The sequence below is a fragment of the Streptomyces sp. NPDC004658 genome (assembly GCF_040609555.1).
Classification (GTDB): Bacteria; Actinomycetota; Actinomycetes; order Streptomycetales; family Streptomycetaceae; genus Streptomyces.
On sequence record NZ_JBEXKG010000008.1, the window covers coordinates 25347 to 44141 of the forward strand.

15 protein-coding genes and 1 pseudogene are annotated in these 18795 nt (G+C 72.6%); 4 read left to right on the forward strand and 12 right to left on the reverse strand.

The features are described from left to right. Window positions 1-2: 2 nt before the first annotated feature. Genes ABZV94_RS05575 through ABZV94_RS05585 form a run of 3 tightly spaced genes read right to left on the reverse strand, consistent with a single transcriptional unit; the run spans window position 3 to window position 2862 of the window. Complete coding sequence (locus ABZV94_RS05575; protein ID WP_356337485.1) at window positions 3-1205, reverse strand: dipeptidase; 1203 nt, start codon at window positions 1203-1205, stop codon at window positions 3-5. Further along, window positions 1202-1726, reverse strand: a complete 525-nt coding sequence (purE, locus tag ABZV94_RS05580) for a 5-(carboxyamino)imidazole ribonucleotide mutase (protein ID WP_356337487.1) — start codon at window positions 1724-1726, stop codon at window positions 1202-1204. The genes ABZV94_RS05575 and purE overlap by 4 nt, the downstream gene beginning before the upstream one ends. Further along, on the reverse strand, window positions 1723-2862 hold the full coding sequence (locus tag ABZV94_RS05585; protein WP_356337489.1) for a 5-(carboxyamino)imidazole ribonucleotide synthase: 1140 nt from the start codon (window positions 2860-2862) through the stop codon (window positions 1723-1725). The genes purE and ABZV94_RS05585 overlap by 4 nt, the downstream gene beginning before the upstream one ends. Window positions 2863-3045: 183 nt before the next feature. Between ABZV94_RS05585 and ABZV94_RS05590 the strand changes: the two genes are divergently transcribed. Further along, the gene (locus tag ABZV94_RS05590; RefSeq protein WP_356337491.1) at window positions 3046-3549 is read left to right on the forward strand and encodes a GtrA family protein; all 504 of its coding nucleotides are present in this window, start codon (window positions 3046-3048) and stop codon (window positions 3547-3549) included. Between the two features lie 11 nt (window positions 3550-3560). Here ABZV94_RS05590 and ABZV94_RS05595 read toward each other — a convergent pair whose 3' ends face one another. Beyond that, window positions 3561-4832: an ATP-binding protein gene (locus ABZV94_RS05595; RefSeq protein ID WP_356337493.1), complete on the reverse strand. Its 1272-nt coding sequence runs from the start codon at window positions 4830-4832 to the stop codon at window positions 3561-3563. A gap of 34 nt (window positions 4833-4866) precedes the next feature. Further along, window positions 4867-5544: a response regulator transcription factor gene (locus ABZV94_RS05600; RefSeq protein ID WP_030653180.1), complete on the reverse strand. Its 678-nt coding sequence runs from the start codon at window positions 5542-5544 to the stop codon at window positions 4867-4869. Window positions 5545-6037: 493 nt separating this feature from the next. On the opposite strand from ABZV94_RS05600, the gene ABZV94_RS05605 reads away from it, so the two are divergent. Continuing rightward, complete coding sequence (locus ABZV94_RS05605) at window positions 6038-7543, forward strand: oligopeptide:H+ symporter (RefSeq protein WP_356337496.1); 1506 nt, start codon at window positions 6038-6040, stop codon at window positions 7541-7543. A 513-nt stretch (window positions 7544-8056) separates the two neighbouring features. On the opposite strand, the pseudogene ABZV94_RS05610 reads toward ABZV94_RS05605, so the two are convergent. The 3 genes and pseudogenes from ABZV94_RS05610 to ABZV94_RS05620 all read right to left on the reverse strand — a co-directional run bounded on the left by ABZV94_RS05610 (window position 8057) and on the right by ABZV94_RS05620 (window position 10325). Further along, window positions 8057-8762, reverse strand: a pseudogene (locus ABZV94_RS05610) (LPXTG cell wall anchor domain-containing protein). 165 nt (window positions 8763-8927) lie between these two features. Next, window positions 8928-9506: an ATP-binding protein gene (locus ABZV94_RS05615; RefSeq protein ID WP_356337498.1), complete on the reverse strand. Its 579-nt coding sequence runs from the start codon at window positions 9504-9506 to the stop codon at window positions 8928-8930. Window positions 9507-9947: 441 nt separating this feature from the next. Then, window positions 9948-10325, reverse strand: coding sequence for an STAS domain-containing protein (locus ABZV94_RS05620; protein ID WP_356337500.1), 378 nt, complete (start codon window positions 10323-10325; stop codon window positions 9948-9950). A gap of 246 nt (window positions 10326-10571) precedes the next feature. On the opposite strand from ABZV94_RS05620, the gene ABZV94_RS05625 reads away from it, so the two are divergent. Further along, window positions 10572-11468: an RNA polymerase sigma factor SigF gene (locus ABZV94_RS05625; protein ID WP_356337502.1), complete on the forward strand. Its 897-nt coding sequence runs from the start codon at window positions 10572-10574 to the stop codon at window positions 11466-11468. Between the two features lie 232 nt (window positions 11469-11700). Then, window positions 11701-13251: an RICIN domain-containing protein gene (locus tag ABZV94_RS05630; protein ID WP_356337504.1), complete on the forward strand. Its 1551-nt coding sequence runs from the start codon at window positions 11701-11703 to the stop codon at window positions 13249-13251. A gap of 33 nt (window positions 13252-13284) precedes the next feature. On the opposite strand, the gene hutI is transcribed toward ABZV94_RS05630, so the two are convergent. From hutI to hutU, 4 genes are read right to left on the reverse strand one after another with little or no spacing between them, the layout of a single operon-like run. Next, on the reverse strand, window positions 13285-14460 hold the full coding sequence (gene hutI / locus ABZV94_RS05635; protein ID WP_356337507.1) for an imidazolonepropionase: 1176 nt from the start codon (window positions 14458-14460) through the stop codon (window positions 13285-13287). Window positions 14461-14489: 29 nt separating this feature from the next. After that, window positions 14490-15827, reverse strand: a complete 1338-nt coding sequence (locus ABZV94_RS05640; RefSeq protein ID WP_356337509.1) for a formimidoylglutamate deiminase — start codon at window positions 15825-15827, stop codon at window positions 14490-14492. Further along, window positions 15824-17026 carry an allantoate amidohydrolase gene (locus ABZV94_RS05645; protein ID WP_356337608.1) on the reverse strand — a complete coding sequence of 401 codons (1203 nt, stop codon included), beginning with the start codon at window positions 17024-17026 and terminating at the stop codon, window positions 15824-15826. Before ABZV94_RS05645 ends, ABZV94_RS05640 begins: the two co-directional genes overlap by 4 nt. Before the next feature lie 47 nt (window positions 17027-17073). Then, on the reverse strand, window positions 17074-18738 hold the full coding sequence (gene hutU, locus ABZV94_RS05650) for a urocanate hydratase (protein WP_356337510.1): 1665 nt from the start codon (window positions 18736-18738) through the stop codon (window positions 17074-17076). Window positions 18739-18795 lie beyond the last annotated feature (57 nt).

An 18795-nucleotide genomic window follows, 5' to 3' on the forward strand; every position in this document is an offset into this window, starting at 1 on the left:
GGTCAGTTCCCGTCGCGCGTGCCGTCCAGCGACTCGATCGTGGCGAGGGAGGGCGCGCGGGTGGCCTGGAGGTCCCGGGCGACGTCCTCCGCCGCGCCGAGCACGCGCACCGCGTTCTGCCAGGTCAGCTTGGCCAGGTCGGCCTTGGACCAGCCGCGGTCGAGCAGTTCGGCGAGGAGGTTCGGATAGCCGGAGACGTCGTTCAGGCCGTCCGGGGTGAACGCGGTGCCGTCGTAGTCGCCGCCGATGCCCAGGTGGTCGACGCCGGCGACCTCGCGCATGTGGTCCAGGTGGTCGGCGACCGTGGACACGGTGGCGACCGGGCGCGGGGTGCGCTCCTCGAAGGCCCGGTGGATCTTCATCGCCTCGGGGCTGGTGTCCAGGGGGTCGAAGCTGTGGGCGCGCAGGTTCTCGAAGGCCACGGCCGTCCAGTCGACGGCGGCCTGGAGCACGAACTTGGGCACGAACGTCACCATGGCCACGCCGCCGTTGGCGGGCAGGCGTTCCAGGACGTCGTCGGGGATGTTGCGGGGGTGGTCGCACACCGCGCGGGAGGAGGAGTGGGAGAAGATCACCGGCGCGGAGGTGGCGTCCAGCGCGTCGCGCATCGTCGTCGCCGCCACATGGGAGAGGTCGACGAGCATGCCGAGGCGGTTCATCTCCGCCACGACCTCGCGGCCGAAGGCGGACAGCCCGCCCACGCGCGGTTCGTCGGTCGCGGAGTCCGCCCAGTCCACGTTGTCGTTGTGGGTGAGCGTCATGTACCGCACGCCGAGCGCGTGCAGGCCGCGCAGGGTGCCGAGCGAGTTGGCGATGGAGTGGCCGCCCTCGGCGCCCATCAGCGAGGCGATACGGCCCTCCCGGCGCGCCGCCTCCATGTCGGCGGCCGTCAGCGCGGGCGCGAGGTCGGCCGGGTAGCGGTCCAGCAGTCGCCGGACGCAGTCGATCTGCTCCAGCGTCGCCGCGACCGGATCCGGCTGCTCGCAGGGCACGTACACCGACCAGTACTGCGCGCCGACCCCGCCGGCGCGCAGCCGCGGCAGGTCGGTGTGCAGCCGCTCGCGCCGGTCACCGGAGATGTCGAGGGTGTCCAGGTCGTAACCGGCCTGCTCGCGCAGCGCCCAGGGCAGGTCGTTGTGCCCGTCGACGACGGGGAACTCGCGCAGCAGCGCGCGTGCTTCGTCCAGGGCGGCCACGGCGGTCACTTCCCGAAGCCGAAGCCGCTGCCCGCGCCCTCGACCTTGGAGCGCAGCCGCTTGCCCTTCTCGGTGGCCTGGTCGTTGAGGTCCTGCTGGAAGTCGCGCATCCGCTGCAGCAGGTCCTCGTCGTGCGCGGCGAGGATGCGGGCCGCGAGGAGACCGGCGTTGCGGGCACCGGCGACGGAGACCGTGGCGACGGGGACGCCGGCCGGCATCTGCACGATGGAGAGCAGGGAGTCCATGCCGTCCAGGTACTTCAGCGGCACGGGCACGCCGATGACCGGCAGCGGGGTGACGGAGGCGAGCATGCCGGGCAGGTGGGCGGCGCCGCCCGCGCCCGCGATGATCACCTTCAGTCCGCGGTCGGCGGCCTGCTCACCGTACGTGATCATCTCGCGGGGCATGCGGTGCGCGGAGACGACGTCGACCTCGTAGGCGATCTCGAACTCGTCCAGGGCCTTGGCGGCGGCTTCCATGACGGGCCAGTCGGAGTCCGACCCCATGACGATGCCAACAACGGGGCTCATTCGGTGATGGTGCCTCTCAGGTAGCCGGCTGCGTGACGGGCGCGCTCCAGCACGTCGTCCAGGTCGTCGCCGTAGGTGTTGACGTGTCCGACCTTGCGGCCCGGCTTCACGTCCTTGCCGTACATGTGGATCTTGAGCTTGGGGTCGCGGGCCATGCAGTGCAAGTACGCGGAGTACATGTCCGGGAAGTCGCCACCCAGGACGTTGACCATCACGGTCCACTTGGCGCGGGGGCGCGGGTCGCCCAGCGGCAGGTCCAGGACCGCGCGGACGTGGTTGGCGAACTGCGAGGTGATCGCGCCGTCCATGCTCCAGTGGCCGGAGTTGTGCGGGCGCATCGCCAGTTCGTTCACGAGGACGCGGCCGTCGCGGGTCTGGAACAGCTCGACGGCGAGGTGCCCGACGACGCCCAGCTCCTTGGCGATGGTCAGCGCCATCTGCTCGGCGTGCAGCGCCAGGTCCTCCTCCAGGCCCGGCGCGGGGGCTATGACCGTGTCGCAGACACCGTTGACCTGCTGCGACTCCACCACCGGGTAGGCGACGGCCTGGCCGTGCGGGGAGCGTACGACGTTGGCGGCCAGCTCGCGGACGTAGTCGACCTTCTCCTCGGCGAGGACGGGCACGCCGGCGCGGAACGGCTCGGCCGCCTCCTCGGCGTTGTCGACGACCCACACGCCCTTGCCGTCGTAGCCGCCGCGGACCGTCTTGAGGACGACCGGGAAGCCGTCGCCCTCGGCGGCGAACCGGACCACGTCCTGCGGGTCGCTCACGATGCGGTGCCGCGGGCACGGGATGCCGAGCGCGTCGAGCTTCGCACGCATCACGCCCTTGTCCTGGGCGTGCACCAGCGCGTCCGGCCCCGGGCGCACGGGGATGCCGTCCGCCTCCAGGGCACGCAGGTGCTCGGTGGGCACGTGCTCGTGGTCGAAGGTGATCACGTCGCAGCCGCGCGCGAAGTCGCGGAGCGTGTCGAGGTCGCGATAGTCGCCGATGACGACATCGCTCACGACCTGCGCCGCGGAATCCTGAGGAGTGTCACTGAGAAGCTTGAACCTGATGCCCAGCGGGATGCCCGCCTCGTGCGTCATACGCGCGAGCTGGCCCCCGCCGACCATGCCGACTACCGGGAACGTCACACCCCTAGGGTATCGGCCACTCGGGGGCGGCCGGATCCCGTCCCTCCCACGGATCTCTTACCCGGTGCTTCCCCGTCTCTTTCCGACCTGTTTCCACAGCCTGGCCTTGTCCACAGGCACCGGCGGGCCCGCCCGGCTAGCATGGCGGAGTTGAGGAAACCTACCGACGGGAGCTGCACAGCCATGGAACCTCGTTCCTCGGGGCTGCAACGGCTCGTACGCGAGGTGGCCAAGTTCGGTGCCGTGGGCGGCGCCGGCGTCCTCGTCAATCTCGGCGTGTTCAACCTGGTCCGGCACGTCTCCGACCTTCCGGTGGTGCGGGCCAGCATCATCGCCACCGTCGTCGCCATCGCGTTCAACTACGTCGGCTTCCGCTACTGGACGTACCGGGACCGCGACAAGAGCGGCCGTACCAAGGAACTCACGCTGTTCCTGCTGTTCAGCGCGATCGGCCTGGTGATCGAGAACGGCGTGCTGTACCTGGCGACCTACGGCTTCGGCTGGGACAGCCCGCTGCAGAGCAACGTCTTCAAGTTCGTCGGCATCGGCGTCGCGACCCTGTTCCGGTTCTGGTCGTACCGCTCCTGGGTGTTCCGGGCGCTGCCCGCCCGGGAGGCCGTGGCGAGCGCGGAATCGCTTCTGGAGCAGGAGTCGACGCAGCAGGCGCCCACGCAGCGCGTGCCCTGAGCGCGGGGGGCTCAGCGAACCGTCGGGCGGTCGTCGTCCGGGGTGCGCGGCGGGGGTGTGCGCGAGAGGAACAGGCCGAAGACCGGGGGCTGCGCCTGGAGCAGCTCCAGGCGTCCGCCGTCGGCCTCCGCGAGGTCCCGGGCGACGGCCAGGCCGATCCCCGTGGAGTTCCGCCCGCTGATCGTGCGCTCGAAGATCCGCGCGCCGAGGTCGGCCGGCACACCCGGCCCCTCGTCGGTGACCTCGATCACGGCCTGGTTGCCGGTGACCCGGGTGCGCAGGGCGACGGTGCCGCCGCCGTGCATGAGCGAGTTCTCGATCAGCGCGGCCAGCACCTGGGCGACCGCGCCCGGGGTGCCCACCGCCTGGAGGTGCCGCTTGCCGGAGCTGACGATGGCCCGGCCGGCGCTGCGGTAGGCGGGCCGCCACTCGGCGAGCTGCTGCTGGATGACCTCGTCCAGGTCGAAGGTGACGGCGGAGCCGGTCCGCGGGTCGCGGGAGTTCGTCAGCAGCCGCTGCACGACGTCCGTCAGCCGCTCGACCTGCGTCAGCGCGATGGTCGCCTCCTCCTTCACCGTGTCCGGGTCGTCGGTGAGGGTGATCTCCTCCAGCCGCATGGACAGCGCGGTCAGGGGCGTACGGAGCTGGTGGGAGGCGTCGGCCGCGAGGCGCCGCTCGGCCGTCAGCATGCGCCCGATCCGCTCGGCGGAGGCGTCCAGCACATCGGCGACCCGGTCCAGCTCGGGGACGCCGTACCGCTTGTGCCGGGGGCGCGGATCACCGGAGCCGAGGCGTTCGGCGGTCTCGGCGAGGTCGGTCAGCGGGGAGGCGAGCCGGTTGGCCTGCCGTACGGCGAGCAGCACCGCCGCCACCACGGCGAGCAGCGCGACCAGCCCGATGATCAGCAGGGTCCGGCCGACCTCGCGGGTCACCGCGGAGCGGGGCTCCTGCACGGTGACCGTCTCGCCCTCCTCACCGCGCTGCGTGGAGTGGATGGTGTCGCCCTCGGGCCTGTCGCCGATCTCGATGGGCGGCTTGCCGGGCATGCGGATGACCGCGTACTGGTCCTTGCTGACCGGGTTGCGCAGCACGTCCGCGTTGACGTTCTCCGCGGCGAGGATCCGGCTGTCCACGATGCTGGCCAGCCGCACCGCCTCCGACTCCACGCGTTCCTGCGCGCTGTTGCTGATCGTCCGCGTCTCGACGATGACCAGGGAGACGCCGAAGACCGCGATCACCACGAGGACGACGGCGAGGGTGGACTGGATGAGGCGTCGACGCATGATCCGATACCTGGGTGATCGCTGGGGCCCGGATTCAGCTCTTCTCGAACCGGAAACCCACGCCACGCACCGTCGCGATGTACCGGGGGTTCGCCGCGTCGTCGCCCAGCTTCTTGCGCAGCCAGGAGATGTGCATGTCCAGGGTCTTGGTGGACGACCACCACGTGGTGTCCCAGACCTCGCGCATCAGCTGGTCCCGGGTCACCACCCGGCCCGCGTCCCGCACCAGCACCCGCAGCAGGTCGAACTCCTTGGCGGTCAGCTGGAGTTCCTCGTCGCCCATCCACGCGCGGTGCGACTCGACGTCGATCCGCACCCCGTGCGTGGCCGGCGGCTGCTGCGGTTCGGCGGCGCCGCGCCGGAGCAGGGCCCGCACCCGGGCGAGCAGTTCGGCGAGCCGGAACGGCTTGGTGACGTAGTCGTCGGCGCCCGCGTCCAGGCCGACGACGGTGTCCACCTCGTCGGCACGCGCGGTCAGGATGAGGATCGGCACGGTGTGACCGTCGGCGCGCAGCCGGCGGGCGACCTCCAGGCCGTCCATGCCGGGCAGGCCCAGGTCCAGCACGACCAGATCCACGCCGCCCTGCATTCCGGCGTCGAGCGCGGCGGGTCCGTCCTCGCGCACCTCGACCTCGTAACCTTCCCGGCGCAGGGCGCGGGCCAGCGGCTCCGAGATGGACGCGTCGTCCTCGGCGAGCAGTACACGGGTCATGAGGTGATGGTAGACCGCCCGCGTGCGGTGCCGGGGTGTGATCGGCCCCCGGCCCTCTTACCTTCGTATGCTGTTGGTACGAACCATTGACCTGGGGATGCGATCGTAGGAGAGACCTTCGAATCTGGTTCTGCGGTTCCCGCGACACCTGTGATCCGTGTCTCAAGTCCTTCCATATCCGGCAGTGTCCTGCCGTATGGTGACCTGAACGCCTGTAGTACACCGGGGACCTTTGGCGGGCATCTGACGCTGAGGGTCTTCTTTGTGTGCGGGCTGGCCCAGACCAGCCTTGAAAGGAATGACCTCTGGCCGGGCTCCGGACGCACCGACGCGTCCCAGGGCGTGGATCCCGGTGGTCGCCGTCCGCCGCTCCGCGATCCGGGGCGGACTCCCCCTGGGCGTGGGGGTGGGCGGCCGACCCCGCCGGTGCCGGCCGACACCCCCACCGGGCGCGCAACGCTCCACCGCGCGTCCCGACCAGCAAGGAACGACCATGGCGTCCAGCCTGACGAAGGACTCGGTCCGACCGGGCACCCCCGGTTCCGAGAAGACCTTCTTCGGCCACCCCCGCGGACTGGCCACTCTCTTCATGACCGAGATGTGGGAGCGCTTCTCCTACTACGGCATGAGGGCCCTTCTCCCGCTGTACCTGGTGGCCCCGGGTGGCCTGCACCTGAGCGCGGGCACGGCGACGGCGATCTACGCCGTGTACCTGTCGCTCGTGTACCTGCTCGCCCTGCCCGGCGGCTGGTTCGCCGACCGCGTCCTCGGCCCCCGCAAGACGGTCGCCGTCGCGGGCCTGGTCATCATGCTCGGCCACCTGTGCCTCGCGCTGCCCGCCGCCGCGAGCTTCTACGTCGGCCTGGTCCTCGTCGCCATCGGCTCCGGTCTGCTGAAGGCCAACATCTCCACGATGGTCGGCCACCTCTACGACGGCCCTCAGGACCCGCGCCGCGACGGTGGCTTCACGCTCTTCTACATCGGCATCAACCTCGGTGCGTTCGTCGCCCCGCTGGTCATCGGCACCGTCGGTGAGAACGTCAACTGGCACCTGGGCTTCGCGCTGGCCGCGCTCGGCATGGCGCTGGGTCTCGCCCAGTACCTGCTCGGCGGCCGCCACCTGAGCGCCCGGAGCAGCGAGGTCCCGACCCCGCTGACGCCCGCCGAGAAGGCGTCCACCCTGCGCAAGGGCCTGATCTGGCTGGCCATCGCCGTCGTCTTCTACGGCATCGTCGGCGGCACCGGCCACTTCACCCTGAACTGGGCGCTGATCCCGCTCACGCTCATCGGCCTGATCGTGCCGATCCTCGTCATCTCCCGGATCCTGCGCGACAAGGACCTGGAGCCGGCCGAGCGCTCCAAGGTGTCCGCGTACATCTGGTTCTTCGTGGCCGCCGCCGTCTTCTGGATGATCTACGACCAGGGCGGCTCCACCCTCTCGCTGTTCGCCGAGAAGAGCGCCGACAACACCATCTTCGGCTGGGAGTTCCCGGTCTCCTGGTACCAGTCGGTCAACCCGGTCATGATCATGGCTCTCGCGCCCGTCTTCGCCTGGCTGTGGCTGTGGCTGAACAAGCGCGGCAAGGAGCCGAGCACGATCGTGAAGTTCGCCTCCGGTCTGCTGCTCGTCGGTGCGTCCTTCTTCGTCTTCCTCGCCCCGCTGTCCATCGCCGAGGGCGGCCACAAGGCCGCGGCGCTGTGGCTGGTCGGCATCTACTTCGCGCAGACCATCGGTGAGCTGACGCTGTCGCCGGTGGGTCTGTCCGTGACGACGAAGATGGCGCCGACGAAGTACGCCTCGCAGATGATGGGCGTCTGGTTCCTCGCGGTGACCGCGGGCGACTCCGTCACCGCCCTGCTGTCCAACCCCGCCATCGGCGGCGTCAACCTCGACAGGATGGGCTTCGTCGCCCTGGAGGCCGCGCTCGCCGTGGTCGCCGGTGTCGCGGTGTGGATGTACCGCGGCAAGGTGAAGAAGCTGATGGGCGACGTCAACTAGTCGCCGGACCCGGCCGGCGGAGGGCCACCACGTCCTTGGGCGTGGTGGCCCTCCGTGCGTGCCGGGGTGCGGGGCGCCGACGCCGTGGTCGTGCCTCGGCGGCCGGCGTACGGCGGTGGCCGTCGGCGCAGTCGCCCGCGGGCCTGGGGCCGGCTATCGCGTCCCGCGCCGTGGCAGCACCGTGAACACCGCCGCCCCGAGCAGGATGGCCGTGCCACCAGGCCCAGTGCCTTCAGGGCGCCGTGGTCACCCGCACCGGTCTCGGCGAGGCCGCCGTCACCGCCGCCGCCACCCGTCGCCGCCGAGCCCGAGGAACCGCCCGACGTCGACGTGCCGCCCGCCGCGCCGCCCGGTTCGGCGGGGGGTGGCCGGGGAGGTGGCGTGCGGTCCGGCCAGGGCCTGGGCGACGCCGTGCGGGGAGACGGCCCGGACGGGTGCGGTGGGGCCATCCCGGACCGGGTCGCGGTCGGGTCGGGCCGGCCTCTGCGGGGCGCGTGGGAGGGCCGGTCCGGGTCAGTGCCGAGCGGTCTGCCCCCGCCGGGTCAGCCACGGCGCGCCCGCCGCGCCGGCGAGCAGGACCGTGCCGCCGAGCGTGCCGAGGGCGACCGCGGAGTCCTCGGGGCCGGTTTGCGGAAGCCGGCCGCCGGAGGGGGTGCCACCGGCCGAGGACGACGACGAGGAGCCGCCCGAGGAGGACGACGAGCCGGCGGCCGCTGTCACGTCCCGGGTCAGGGACGGGCCGGGACCGTTCGTCGGCGTACAGGTCGTCGTCGTACCGAGCGCCTTGATCGTGAGCGTGCCCGCGGTGAAGGCGACCTTGCCGCTCCTCTTCGGCGTGCAGGTGCCGCTCAGGTCGCTGATCTTGATCGGTGTGTCGGCCGGGACGGCCGCGTCGTTGGCGGGTCCGCTGACGGCGAGGGTGCCGCTGTCGGCACCGCCCAGCTTGATCGTGGCGCCGGGGTTCATCGCCCCCTTGCCCAGTTCGACCGGACTGGAGGAGACGCCCTTCTGCCAGGACATGGTGGTCCTGTAGCCGCTCCCGCTCCTGACGCCCTTGATGTCGATCGGCGAGAGGGCGGCCTTGACCCCGATCGGCGTCCGGCAGCGGTAGTCGACGTCGGACGACGCCGGCGTGGGCCGCCGGCGCGGCCAGCAGCACCGCCGAGCCGGCCAGGGCCGCGGCGGACGCGAGCGCGGCGGTTCGTTTCGGGTACGACACGTTCGGTCCACCCATTCATTCCTGACGGCGCATCAGAAGTGGCCGTCAAGGTACGCCCGGGGCCGTGAGGAAGGAAGACACGTCACACGCCGGAGCCGTGGTGATCCGGCGTGCGCGAAGCGGTGTCGGAGTGGAGGCCGGGACCCGGGTGGAGCCCGCCGGCCCTCAGGCGGGGGCGCCCAGCTCCGCCCAGACCGTCTTGCCCGGCGCGCCGGGGGCACGGACCACGCCCCAGTCCAGGCACAGGCGCTGCACGATGAACATGCCGTGCCCGCCGGGCCGGCCGGCGCGGTGCGGGGTGCGCGGGGCGGGCTGGCCGGCGCCCCGGTCGGAGACCTCCAGCCGGATCACCTTGTTGTCGCAGGAGAGGAGCAGTTCGTCCGGGCCCTCGGCGTGCAGGCAGGCGTTGGTGACCAGTTCGGAGACCACGAGCAGCACGTCCTCGGCGGCGGCCCGCTGATCGGCCCCGGCGGCGGGCAGCCAGCCCCACGCGTACAGCGCCTGGCGGGTGAAGTCGCGGGCGAGCGGGACGACCCCGCTCTCGCCTTCCAGGCGCAGTCTGCGGACCTGACGGCCCCGGGTCTGCGGGGTGCCGTCGGCCGGGCCCGGCGGCCCGGACGGCACGGACGGCGCGGCTGCCCCCGTGGCTGCGCCGACAGCCGGCACAGCCCCCTCGGACGCCCCGGAAGCGCCGCTGGGCTCCGGGCCGCGGTCGCCCGGCGAGTAAGGCCGGGTGGTGCTCATCAGCGCTTCACCTCACCGATTCACCAGTTCACGATTCAAAAGTCCGGTCAACAAGTCCGGCCGACGGTCTGCGGCCGGTCACTCCTGCGGAAGGCCTGGCGCCGCCGACGCCCGGTACGCCCTCCGGTCGGCATCTCCTCCGCACGCCGCCGGACGCCGTCCGTCCGATCGTCCGCGCGGCGTCCGCACACCGCCCCGGCGGTCGTCCGCCCGCCGCCCGGCCAGGGATCCATACCCGCCCGTCCGCAGGTCGTACGCCCCGTCCCGGGCGCCCGCCGGCCCCGGGGTCCGGTGACCGACGGCCGACGGCCGGCAGAACGCCTCCCGCCTTCCTCTGCCCTCTCCTGCCCGACCGATCCGACGGAACACCCCCCGTTTCGGGCGTGATGCATGTAACGCCCATCGGAAGCCGCGCAGGACCGGTCGAACACCGGGGGCGGATCAGTCCGCACCGTCGGCCAGGGCCGCCTCCACGGAGTCGTGGACGGTGAAGACCGCCTCGGCCCCGGTGATCTCGAACACGCGGGCGACCACTGGCAGCATCCCGGCCAGGTGGACCCCGCCGCCGGCGGCCTCCGCCTTCAAGCGGGCGCCGAGCAGGACGTTCAGCCCCGTGGAGTCGCAGAACTCCAGGCGCGAGCAGTCCACCACGAGCCGCGCGAAGCCCTTGGCCAGAAGGTCGTCGAGGGGCTCACGCAAAAGATCGGCGGTGTGGTGATCGAGCTCACCCGCCGGTGTCACAACGGCGCTGGAGCCCTCTTCCCGCACCTCCACCAGAAGCCGGCCCGACTGTGCGCTGCCGACCGTCCCGTGGTCCATGCCGTCTCTCTCCCGAGGTCGTGGCTGCTGATGCCCTCGAACATTACGCCTTCCATGCGCACTCCGACACCCGAACATCCGCACAGAAACGGACATATAGCGACAGAACGCACTTGCGACTCGCTCGGTGCAGCGGGTAGGCCTAGTAAGGACACACACCCCTACACGCCGGCTTCGGAGGCGCCGCACACCGCAGTGCACGTACTGGCTTCGGCAGCCATATGCCGAGAACGATGGAGGACACCCATGTCACCCCGGCTCGACGCATCGCCTACCCCGATCGCGACGTCGACACCCCCACCGGAACAACTGGATCATCCCATCGACGCCCTCGACCTCTTCGAGGGACTCCCGGAGATCCCCCCGTACGACGAGATCGGCCCGGTCGACGCGCGGGCCCTGTCCAAGACCCTCTTCGAGCGCCTGGAGTCGCTGGAGGAAGGCACGCACGAGCACGCGTACGTCCGCAACACGCTCGTCGAGCTCAACCTCGCGCTCGTCAAGTTCGCCGCCTCCCGCTTCCGCTCCCGCAGCGAGCCGATGGAGGACATCATCCAGGTCGGCACCATCGGCCTGATCAAGTCGATCGACCGCTTCGAACTCTCGCGCGGCGTCGAGTTCCCCACCTTCGCGATGCCGACCATCATCGGCGAGATCAAGCGGTTCTTCCGCGACACCTCGTGGTCCGTGCGCGTCCCGCGCCGGCTCCAGGAGCTGCGGCTCGACCTGGCCAAGGCCGGCGACGAGCTGGCGCAGCAGCTGGACCGCGCCCCCACGGTCGCGGAACTGGCCGAGCGGCTCGGCATCTCCCGGGACGAGGTCGTCGAGGGCATGGCCGCCTCGAACGCCTACACCGCCTCGTCGCTGGACGCCCAGCCGGAGGAGGACGAGTCCGAGGGCGCGCTCGCGGACCGGATCGGGTACGAGGACCACGGGCTGGAGGGCATCGAGTACATCGAGTCGCTCAAGCCCCTGATCGCCGAACTCCCCTCCCGGGACCGGAAGATCCTCTCCCTGCGGTTCGTGGCGAACATGACCCAGTCGGAGATCGGCGAGGAACTCGGCATCTCCCAGATGCACGTGTCCCGGCTGCTGTCGCGCACGCTGGTACGGCTGCGCAAGGGGCTGACGCTGGAGGAGTGACACCGGCCCTCGGTGACACCGGCCCTCAGCGGTGTGGAAAGCGGCTCGGCCGACGGTGCCGGGCCGCTTCCGCGTCCCCGGCGGACCTGCCCCACCGGTTGCCGGGTCCCCAACTCCCCAACCGTTATGCGGTTACCCGCGGAAACCTCTTTCCAGCGCCCGCCTCCTCCACCACTATGGCCCCCCAAACCGGCTGGTACGTCAGCTGCCTTCGCGGGACGGAGGGTGTCACATGGCCGAGGGGGACCACGCCACGGCAGGGGAGCACGCGGAGGCGCCGGACGCCCGGCTGACCGAACTGCTGCGCTCCCCCACGCACACGGCGTACGCGGCGCTGCAGGAGCTGCGCCGTCGGCACCACCCGGCGGTCCTCGGCTACGCCCGGCTGTGCGCGGTGAGCGAGCCGGCGGCCCGCAGGCTGGCGGCGGAGGCGTTCGCCACGGCGGCCCGCGAGACGGCCAGGGGCGTCGAGCCGGCCGTCCCCCTGCGTCACCGGCTCCTGCTGCTCACCGCCCGGCTGGCGGCCGGCTGGGCGCGCGACGAGCGCTCCGCGGGCATCGACCCGGGGCTGCTGCTGGTGCTGGGCGCGACCGGCCGCCCCGAGGGCCCGACCCCGCCGCTCCTCCCGGCCTTCCAGTCGCTGCCGTCGCGCACCCAGGGCCTGCTCTGGTACGGCGTCCTCGACGCCGAACCCGTGGAGCGCACCGCCGCCTTCGTGGGCCTGAGCCGTGCGGACGTCGCCCACGGCACCCCGCAGGCCCTCAAGGCCCTGGCGCAGGCCTGCCTGCGGCACCGCCTGGCCGCCTCGGACGACCCGCGCTGCGCGGACTTCCGGCGGCTGATCGAGGAGGCGGTACGGCCGGACGCCCCGCGCCACAGCGCCGACCTGGACGCCCACATGGCGCGCTGCCCGCACTGCACGGCCGCGTTCGAGGATCTGCGGGCGCTGCGGGACGCCCCGCGGCAGAGCCTGGCCGAGGGCCTGCTGCCCTGGCGCGGAACGGCGTACCTGCGACAGGAGGAGCCGCCCGATCCCGCCGGGTCCGCCGCGGTGGACGCGCCCCGTCGCCCGCACCGGCGCCGCGTCCTGCTGGCCTCGGCGGGCCTCGGGGTGGCGCTGACCCCGCTGCTGGTGTTCACGCTCACCCCGGCGCGCCCCGCCGACCAGCAGCCGGCGGCGGCGACCCCCGTACCGCCCGCGACGACGGTGACGGCCACCGTCTCCGTCACCCCCGCCCCGTCCCCCTCCCTGTCCCCGTCGCCCAGCCCCTCCCCCACCCGCCCGTCGACGTCCCCCACGCCGGCGCGGACCTCCCCCCGGCCGACCGCGCCGCCCACGCACCGCAACACACCGCGGCCGACGCCCCCGCCCCAGCCGCCGGGCACCTCGTCCGCGCAGGTGGTCAACCTCGCCACGGACCGGTGCCTGGACATCCGCTACGGCGACCTGTCCGAGGGCAACGACGTCGTCACGGCTCCCTGCTCCTCCTCGCCCACCCAGCGCTGGCGGGTCGACCCCGGCCTCGGCGTGCTCCGCTCGGCGGCCGACGAGGACTTCTGCCTGGACAGCCGGGGCTCGGTCGACCGGGGCGTCGGCATCTGGGAGTGCGACGCGGTCTACGGCCGCAACGGCGAGAACCTCCGCTTCACCGTCGACGCGGACGGCACGATCCGCCCGCACATCGCCATCGAGACGGCGGTCACCCCGCAGGACGGTCGCGGCGTGGCCCTCAGGCCCCTGGACGGCAGCCGGGAGCAGCGGTGGCGGGCCGGGGCCGGGTGAGACCGGCCGCGCACCGGCTCCGGCGGGCCCCGCTCACACCACCCGTACGCCCCCGCGCCACACCCCGCTGACCAGCGGCACGCCCGGCCGGTAGGCCAGGTGGACGTGGCTGGGGGCGTCGAGGAGCATCAGGTCCGCCCGGGCCCCCGGGCTCAGGCGGCCGACGTCCGTGCGGCGCAGGGCCGCCGCGCCGCCCGCCGTGGCCGACCAGACCGCCTCGTCGGGGGTCATCCGCATGTCGCGGACGGCCAGGGCGATGCAGAAGGGGAGGGAGGAGGTGAAGGACGAGCCGGGGTTGCAGTCGGTGGAGAGGGCGACCGTCACGCCCGCGTCCAGCAGGCGGCGGGCGTCCGGCCACTCGGCGCGGGTGGAGAACTCGGCACCGGGCAGCAGGGTGGCGACCGTCGAGCTGTGGGCCAGGGCGTCCACGTCGGCGTCCGTGAGGTGGGTGCAGTGGTCGGCGCTGGCCGCGTCCAGTTCGACGGCCAGCTGGACACCGGGGCCGTGGGAGAGCTGGTTGGCGTGGATGCGCGGGTGCAGGCCCTTGGCCTTGCCGGCCGTGAGGATCGCGCGGGCCTGGTCGCCGTCGAAGGCGCCCTTCTCGCAGAAGACGTCGATCCAGCGGGCGTGCGGCGCGCAGGCGTCCAGCATCTCGCCGGTGACGAGGGCGACGTAGGCCGCCGGGTCGTCGGCGTAGTCCGGGGAGACGATGTGCGCGCCGAGGTACGTCACCTCGTCGGTGTGCTTCGCCGCGAGGCGCAGGGCGCGGGACTCGTCCTCGACGGTGAGGCCGTAGCCCGACTTGGTCTCGAAGGTGGTCGTGCCCTGGCGGAGGGCCTCGTCGAGGTAACGGGTGAGGTTCGCCTCCAGTTCCGCGTCGCTCGCGGCCCGGGTGGCCGCGACCGTGGTGCGGATGCCGCCGGCCGTGTAGGAGCGGCCGGACATGCGGGCGTTGAACTCCTGCGTCCGGTCGCCCGCGAAGACCAGGTGGGAGTGGGAGTCCACGAAGCCCGGCAGCACCGCCCGGCCGCTCGCGTCGACCCGGTTGTCGGTGGCGGGTGCTTTGCTTGACTCACCGGTCCACACGACACGGTCGCCGTCGAGGACGACGGCCGCGTCCTGGACCAGGCCGAGGGGGGAGCCGTCACCGAGGGAGGGGTCGTTGGTGACCAGCGTGGCGATGTTGGTGATGACGGTGCTGCTGCTCATGGTGTCGTCCTCGTGGGGGTCGGCGTGGCTCAGCCGCGCAGGGCGTCGACGGCGGCGGCCAGCGCCTGCGGCACATGGGGTACGAGCGTGTGCACGCCGTCGCGTACGACGTGCCGGCCGCCCACGACCGTATGCCGTACGTCCGCCGCGCTCGCCGCGAATACGGCCGTCTCGGCGCCCAGCCTGGGCAGTGGCCCGGCCGTTCTGACCGAGTCCAGGGCGATCGTCGTCAGGTCGGCGAGCGCGCCGGGCTCGATGGTGCCGGCGTCGTCCCAGCCGAGGGCGGCGTGGCCGTCGGCGGTGGCGGCCCGCAGCAGGGCGGCGGCCGTCCAGTGGCCCCGGGTGCGGGAGCGCAGCCGCTCGTTCAGCTCCATGGCGCGTGCCTCTTCGAGCAGGTCGATGACGGCGTGGCTGTCGGAGCCGAGGGAGAGCGGGGAGCCGGCCCGCTGGAGGGCGACGGCCGGGCCGATGCCGTCGGCCAGGTCCCGTTCGGTCGTCGGGCACATGCAGGTGCCGGTGCCCGAGTCGCCGAGCAGGGCGATGTCCTCGTCGGTGAGGTGGGTGTTGTGCACCCCGGTGGTGCGCGGCCCGAGGACGCCGTGGTCGGCGAGCAGCCGGGTGGGCGTGCGGCCGTGCGCGGCGAGGCAGGCGTCGTTCTCGGCGGTCTGCTCCGACAGGTGCACGTGCAGCGGGGCCCGCCGCTCCTCGGCCCAGCGCGCCACGGTCGCCAACTGCCCGGCGGGTACGGCCCGTACGGAGTGAATCGCCGCACCGATCCGCGCGTGGTCCCGCTCCTTGAGAACTGCACAGCGTTCGGCCCAGGCCTCCGCGCTGCCGTCGGAGAACCGCAACTGGTGGGCGGTGGGCGGCTCGCCGAAGCCGGAGGAGAGATAGCAGGTGTCGAGGAGGGTGATCCGGATGCCGGCCTCGGCGGCGGCGGCGATCAGCGCCTCCCCCATGGCGTTGGGGTCGGCGTAGGGGGTGCCGCCGGGTGCGTGGTGCACGTAGTGGAACTCGCCGACACAGGTGATGCCGGCGAGGGCCATCTCGGCGTACACCGCGCGGGCCAGGGCGTGGTAGGTCTCCGGGGTCAGGTGGTCGGCGATGGAGTACATCACCTCCCGCCAGGTCCAGAAGGTCCCGGAGCCGACCTGGACGGTGCCGCGCAGCGCCCGGTGGAAGGCGTGGCTGTGGGCGTTGGCGAGCCCGGGCAGGGTGAGCCCGCGCAGCACCTCGGCGCCGGGCGGCGGAGTGGGCGTCCCGGTGCGGACGGCGCCGATCCGCCCGTCCGCCACCTCCACCGTGACCCCCGGCTCGACATAGGTGCCGAGCCAGGCGTGCTCCAGCCAGTAGGTCCCCTTCGTCACCTGCGGACCAGTCCTTCCAGTACGTCGGCGAGTGCGCGCACCCCGGCCACGCAGTCGTCCTCGGCGGCGAACTCGGCCGGGGAGTGCGAGACACCGGTGGGGTTGCGTACGAACAGCATGGCGGTCGGGATGCTTCCGGAGAGGATCCCGGCGTCGTGTCCGGCGCCGGTCCCGAGGACGGGCACCGTGAGGCCGGCGTCCTTGCCCAGGATGCGGCCGAGTTCGTCCCGCAGGGCGTGGTCGAACTCCACGACCGGGGTGAAGGACTCCCGGACGACGTCGAGGTCGACGCCGTGGGCGTCGGCGTACTCCCGGGCCGCCTTCTCGATGCCGCCCACCACCGTGTCCAGGGTGTCCTGGTCGGCGGCGCGGGAGTCGAGCCACCCGCGCACGAGGGACGGGATGGCGTTGACCCCGTTGGGCTCGACGGCGATCTTCCCGAAGGTGGCGACGGCACCGGCGAGTGCGGCCTCGCGGCGGGCGGCGAGCACGGTCTCGGCGTACGACAGCATCGGGTCGCGGCGGTCCACCAGCCGGGTCGTGCCGGCGTGGTTGGCCTCGCCCCGGAAGTCGAACCGCCACCGCCCGTGCGGCCAGATGGCACTGGCGATGCCGACCCGGTCGCCGGACAGGTCCAGCGCGCGGCCCTGTTCGACGTGCAGCTCCACGAAGGCGCCGATCCGGGCCAGCCGCCCGGGGTCGGGCCCGATGGCGTCCGGGTCGTACCCGGCCGCCTCCATGGCCCGGGGCAGGCTGATCCCCTCCCCGTCGGTGAGCCGGTGGGCCTGCTCGACGGTCAGCTGCCCGGCGGTGAGCCGGGAGCCGACACAGGCGAGCCCGAACCGGGCGCCCTCCTCGTCGCCGAAGTTGACGATGGCGAGCGGCTTGGCGAACTCCGCGCCCCGGCCGCGCAGTTCGTCCAGGGCGGCGAAGGAGGACACGACGCCGAGGGGCCCGTCGAAGGCCCCGCCGTCCGGCACGGAGTCGAGGTGGGAGCCCGTGACGACGGCGTCCCCGGCGGCGGGGTCGCCGAGCCAGGCCCACTGGTTCCCGTTCCGGTCGAGCTCGTACGCCAGTCCCCGGGCCTCAGCCTGCTCCTTGAACCAGGCCCGGCACTCGGCGTCGGCCCCGGTCCAGGCGTAGCGCCGGTAACCGCGCGACTCGGGGTGCCGCCCGACGGGGAGCAGCTCCGCCCACATCTCGTGGAAGGAGCTGCCCCCGCCCGGCTGCGGCTCCTGGGCCTGGGTCACGCCTCGTCACCCTCACGCATGGGCACCCGGACCCCCCGCTCGGCCGCGACCGACTCCGCGATGTCGTAGCCCGCGTCCACGTGCCGGATGACGCCCATCCCGGGGTCGTTGGTGAGAACGCGCCGGATCTTCTCGCCGCCCAGCTTGGTCCCGTCGGCCACGGTGACCTGTCCGGCGTGGATGGACCGCCCCATGCCGACGCCGCCGCCGTGGTGGATGGACACCCAGGAGGCGCCCGAGGCCACGTTGACCATGGCGTTCAGCAGCGGCCAGTCGGCGATCGCGTCGGACCCGTCGAGCATGGCCTCGGTCTCCCGGTACGGCGAGGCGACGGAGCCGCAGTCGAGGTGGTCGCGGCCGATGGCCAGCGGCGCGGCCAGCTCACCGCTCGCCACCATGTCGTTGAACCGCTCGCCGGCCTTGTCCCGCTCGCCGTAGCCGAGCCAGCAGATGCGCGCGGGCAGGCCCTGGAAGTGGACCCGCTCGCCGGCCATCTTGATCCACCGGGCGAGGGACTCGTTCTCGGGGAACAGCTCCAGGATCGCCTTGTCGGTCTTGGCGATGTCGGCCGGGTCGCCGGACAGGGCCGCCCAGCGGAAGGGGCCCTTGCCCTCGCAGAACAGCGGGCGGATGTAGGCGGGGACGAAGCCGGGGAAGGCGAACGCCCGGTCGTAGCCGGCGAGCTGGGCCTCGCCCCGGATGGAGTTGCCGTAGTCGAAGACCTCGGCGCCGGCGTCCATGAAGCCGACCATGGCCTCCACGTGCTGCGCCATGGACTCGCGGGCGCGGGTGGTGAAGCCGGCCGGGTCCTTGGCGGCCTCGGAGGCCATGTCCTCGAAGGCCACGCCCACCGGGAGGTAGGACAGCGGGTCGTGGGCGGAGGTCTGGTCGGTGACGATGTCGACGGGGGCGTTCATCGCGAGGAGCTGGGGGACCAGTTCGGCCGCGTTGCCGAGGACGCCGATGGACAGCGGGCGGCGCGCGTCGCGGGCCTCCACGGCCAGCTGGAGCGCGTGGTCCAGGGAGTCGGCCTTGACGTCGAGGTACCGGTGCGCGATGCGGCGCTCGATGGCCCGCGGGTCGCAGTCGACGCAGATCGCGACGCCGTCGTTCATGGTCACGGCGAGCGGCTGGGCGCCGCCCATGCCGCCGAGGCCGGCGGTCAGGGTGATGGTGCCGGCCAGGGTGCCGCCGAACTTCTTCGCGGCGACGGCGGCGAAGGTCTCGTAGGTGCCCTGGAGGATGCCCTGGGTGCCGATGTAGATCCAGGAGCCGGCGGTCATCTGGCCGTACATGGTCAGGCCGAGGGCCTCCAGGCGGCGGAACTCCTCCCAGTTGGCCCAGTCGCCGACCAGGTTGGAGTTGGCGATGAGGACGCGCGGCGCCCACTCGTGGGTCTGCATCACGCCGACCGGGCGGCCGGACTGGACCAGCATGGTCTCGTCCTGCTTGAGGGTCTTCAGGGTGCGGACCATGGCGTCGAAGGAGCGCCAGTCGCGGGCGGCCTTGCCGGTGCCGCCGTAGACGACGAGCTTGTCGGGGTGCTCGGCGACCTCGGGGTCGAGGTTGTTCTGCAGCATGCGCAGGGCGGCTTCCTGCTGCCATCCCAGGGCGCTCAGTTCCGTGCCGCGCGGTGCTCGTACGGGGCGGGGTCCCGACATCGTCTGCCTCCTCCTGTGCCTACGTCTATTCACATCCTGTCTTCCTGAATAGAGCTA

Excerpts from the sequence above, each read along its gene's own strand:
- ABZV94_RS05590 (WP_356337491.1), top strand. The coding sequence starts at position 3,046 with ATGGAACCTCGTTCCTCGGGGCTGCAACGGCTCGTACGCGAGGTGGCC.
- ABZV94_RS05630 (WP_356337504.1), top strand. The coding sequence starts at position 11,701 with ATGGCCGAGGGGGACCACGCCACGGCAGGGGAGCACGCGGAGGCGCCG.
- ABZV94_RS05645 (WP_356337608.1), bottom strand. The coding sequence starts at position 17,026 with ATGTGGGCGGAGCTGCTCCCCGTCGGGCGGCACCCCGAGTCGCGCGGT.
- purE (WP_356337487.1), bottom strand. The coding sequence starts at position 1,726 with ATGAGCCCCGTTGTTGGCATCGTCATGGGGTCGGACTCCGACTGGCCC.
- ABZV94_RS05615 (WP_356337498.1), bottom strand. The coding sequence starts at position 9,506 with ATGAGCACCACCCGGCCTTACTCGCCGGGCGACCGCGGCCCGGAGCCC.
- ABZV94_RS05600 (WP_030653180.1), bottom strand. The coding sequence starts at position 5,544 with ATGACCCGTGTACTGCTCGCCGAGGACGACGCGTCCATCTCGGAGCCG.
- ABZV94_RS05595 (WP_356337493.1), bottom strand. The coding sequence starts at position 4,832 with ATGCGTCGACGCCTCATCCAGTCCACCCTCGCCGTCGTCCTCGTGGTG.
- ABZV94_RS05605 (WP_356337496.1), top strand. The coding sequence starts at position 6,038 with ATGGCGTCCAGCCTGACGAAGGACTCGGTCCGACCGGGCACCCCCGGT.
- hutI (WP_356337507.1), bottom strand. The coding sequence starts at position 14,460 with ATGAGCAGCAGCACCGTCATCACCAACATCGCCACGCTGGTCACCAAC.
- ABZV94_RS05625 (WP_356337502.1), top strand. The coding sequence starts at position 10,572 with ATGTCACCCCGGCTCGACGCATCGCCTACCCCGATCGCGACGTCGACA.
- ABZV94_RS05620 (WP_356337500.1), bottom strand. The coding sequence starts at position 10,325 with ATGGACCACGGGACGGTCGGCAGCGCACAGTCGGGCCGGCTTCTGGTG.
- hutU (WP_356337510.1), bottom strand. The coding sequence starts at position 18,738 with ATGTCGGGACCCCGCCCCGTACGAGCACCGCGCGGCACGGAACTGAGC.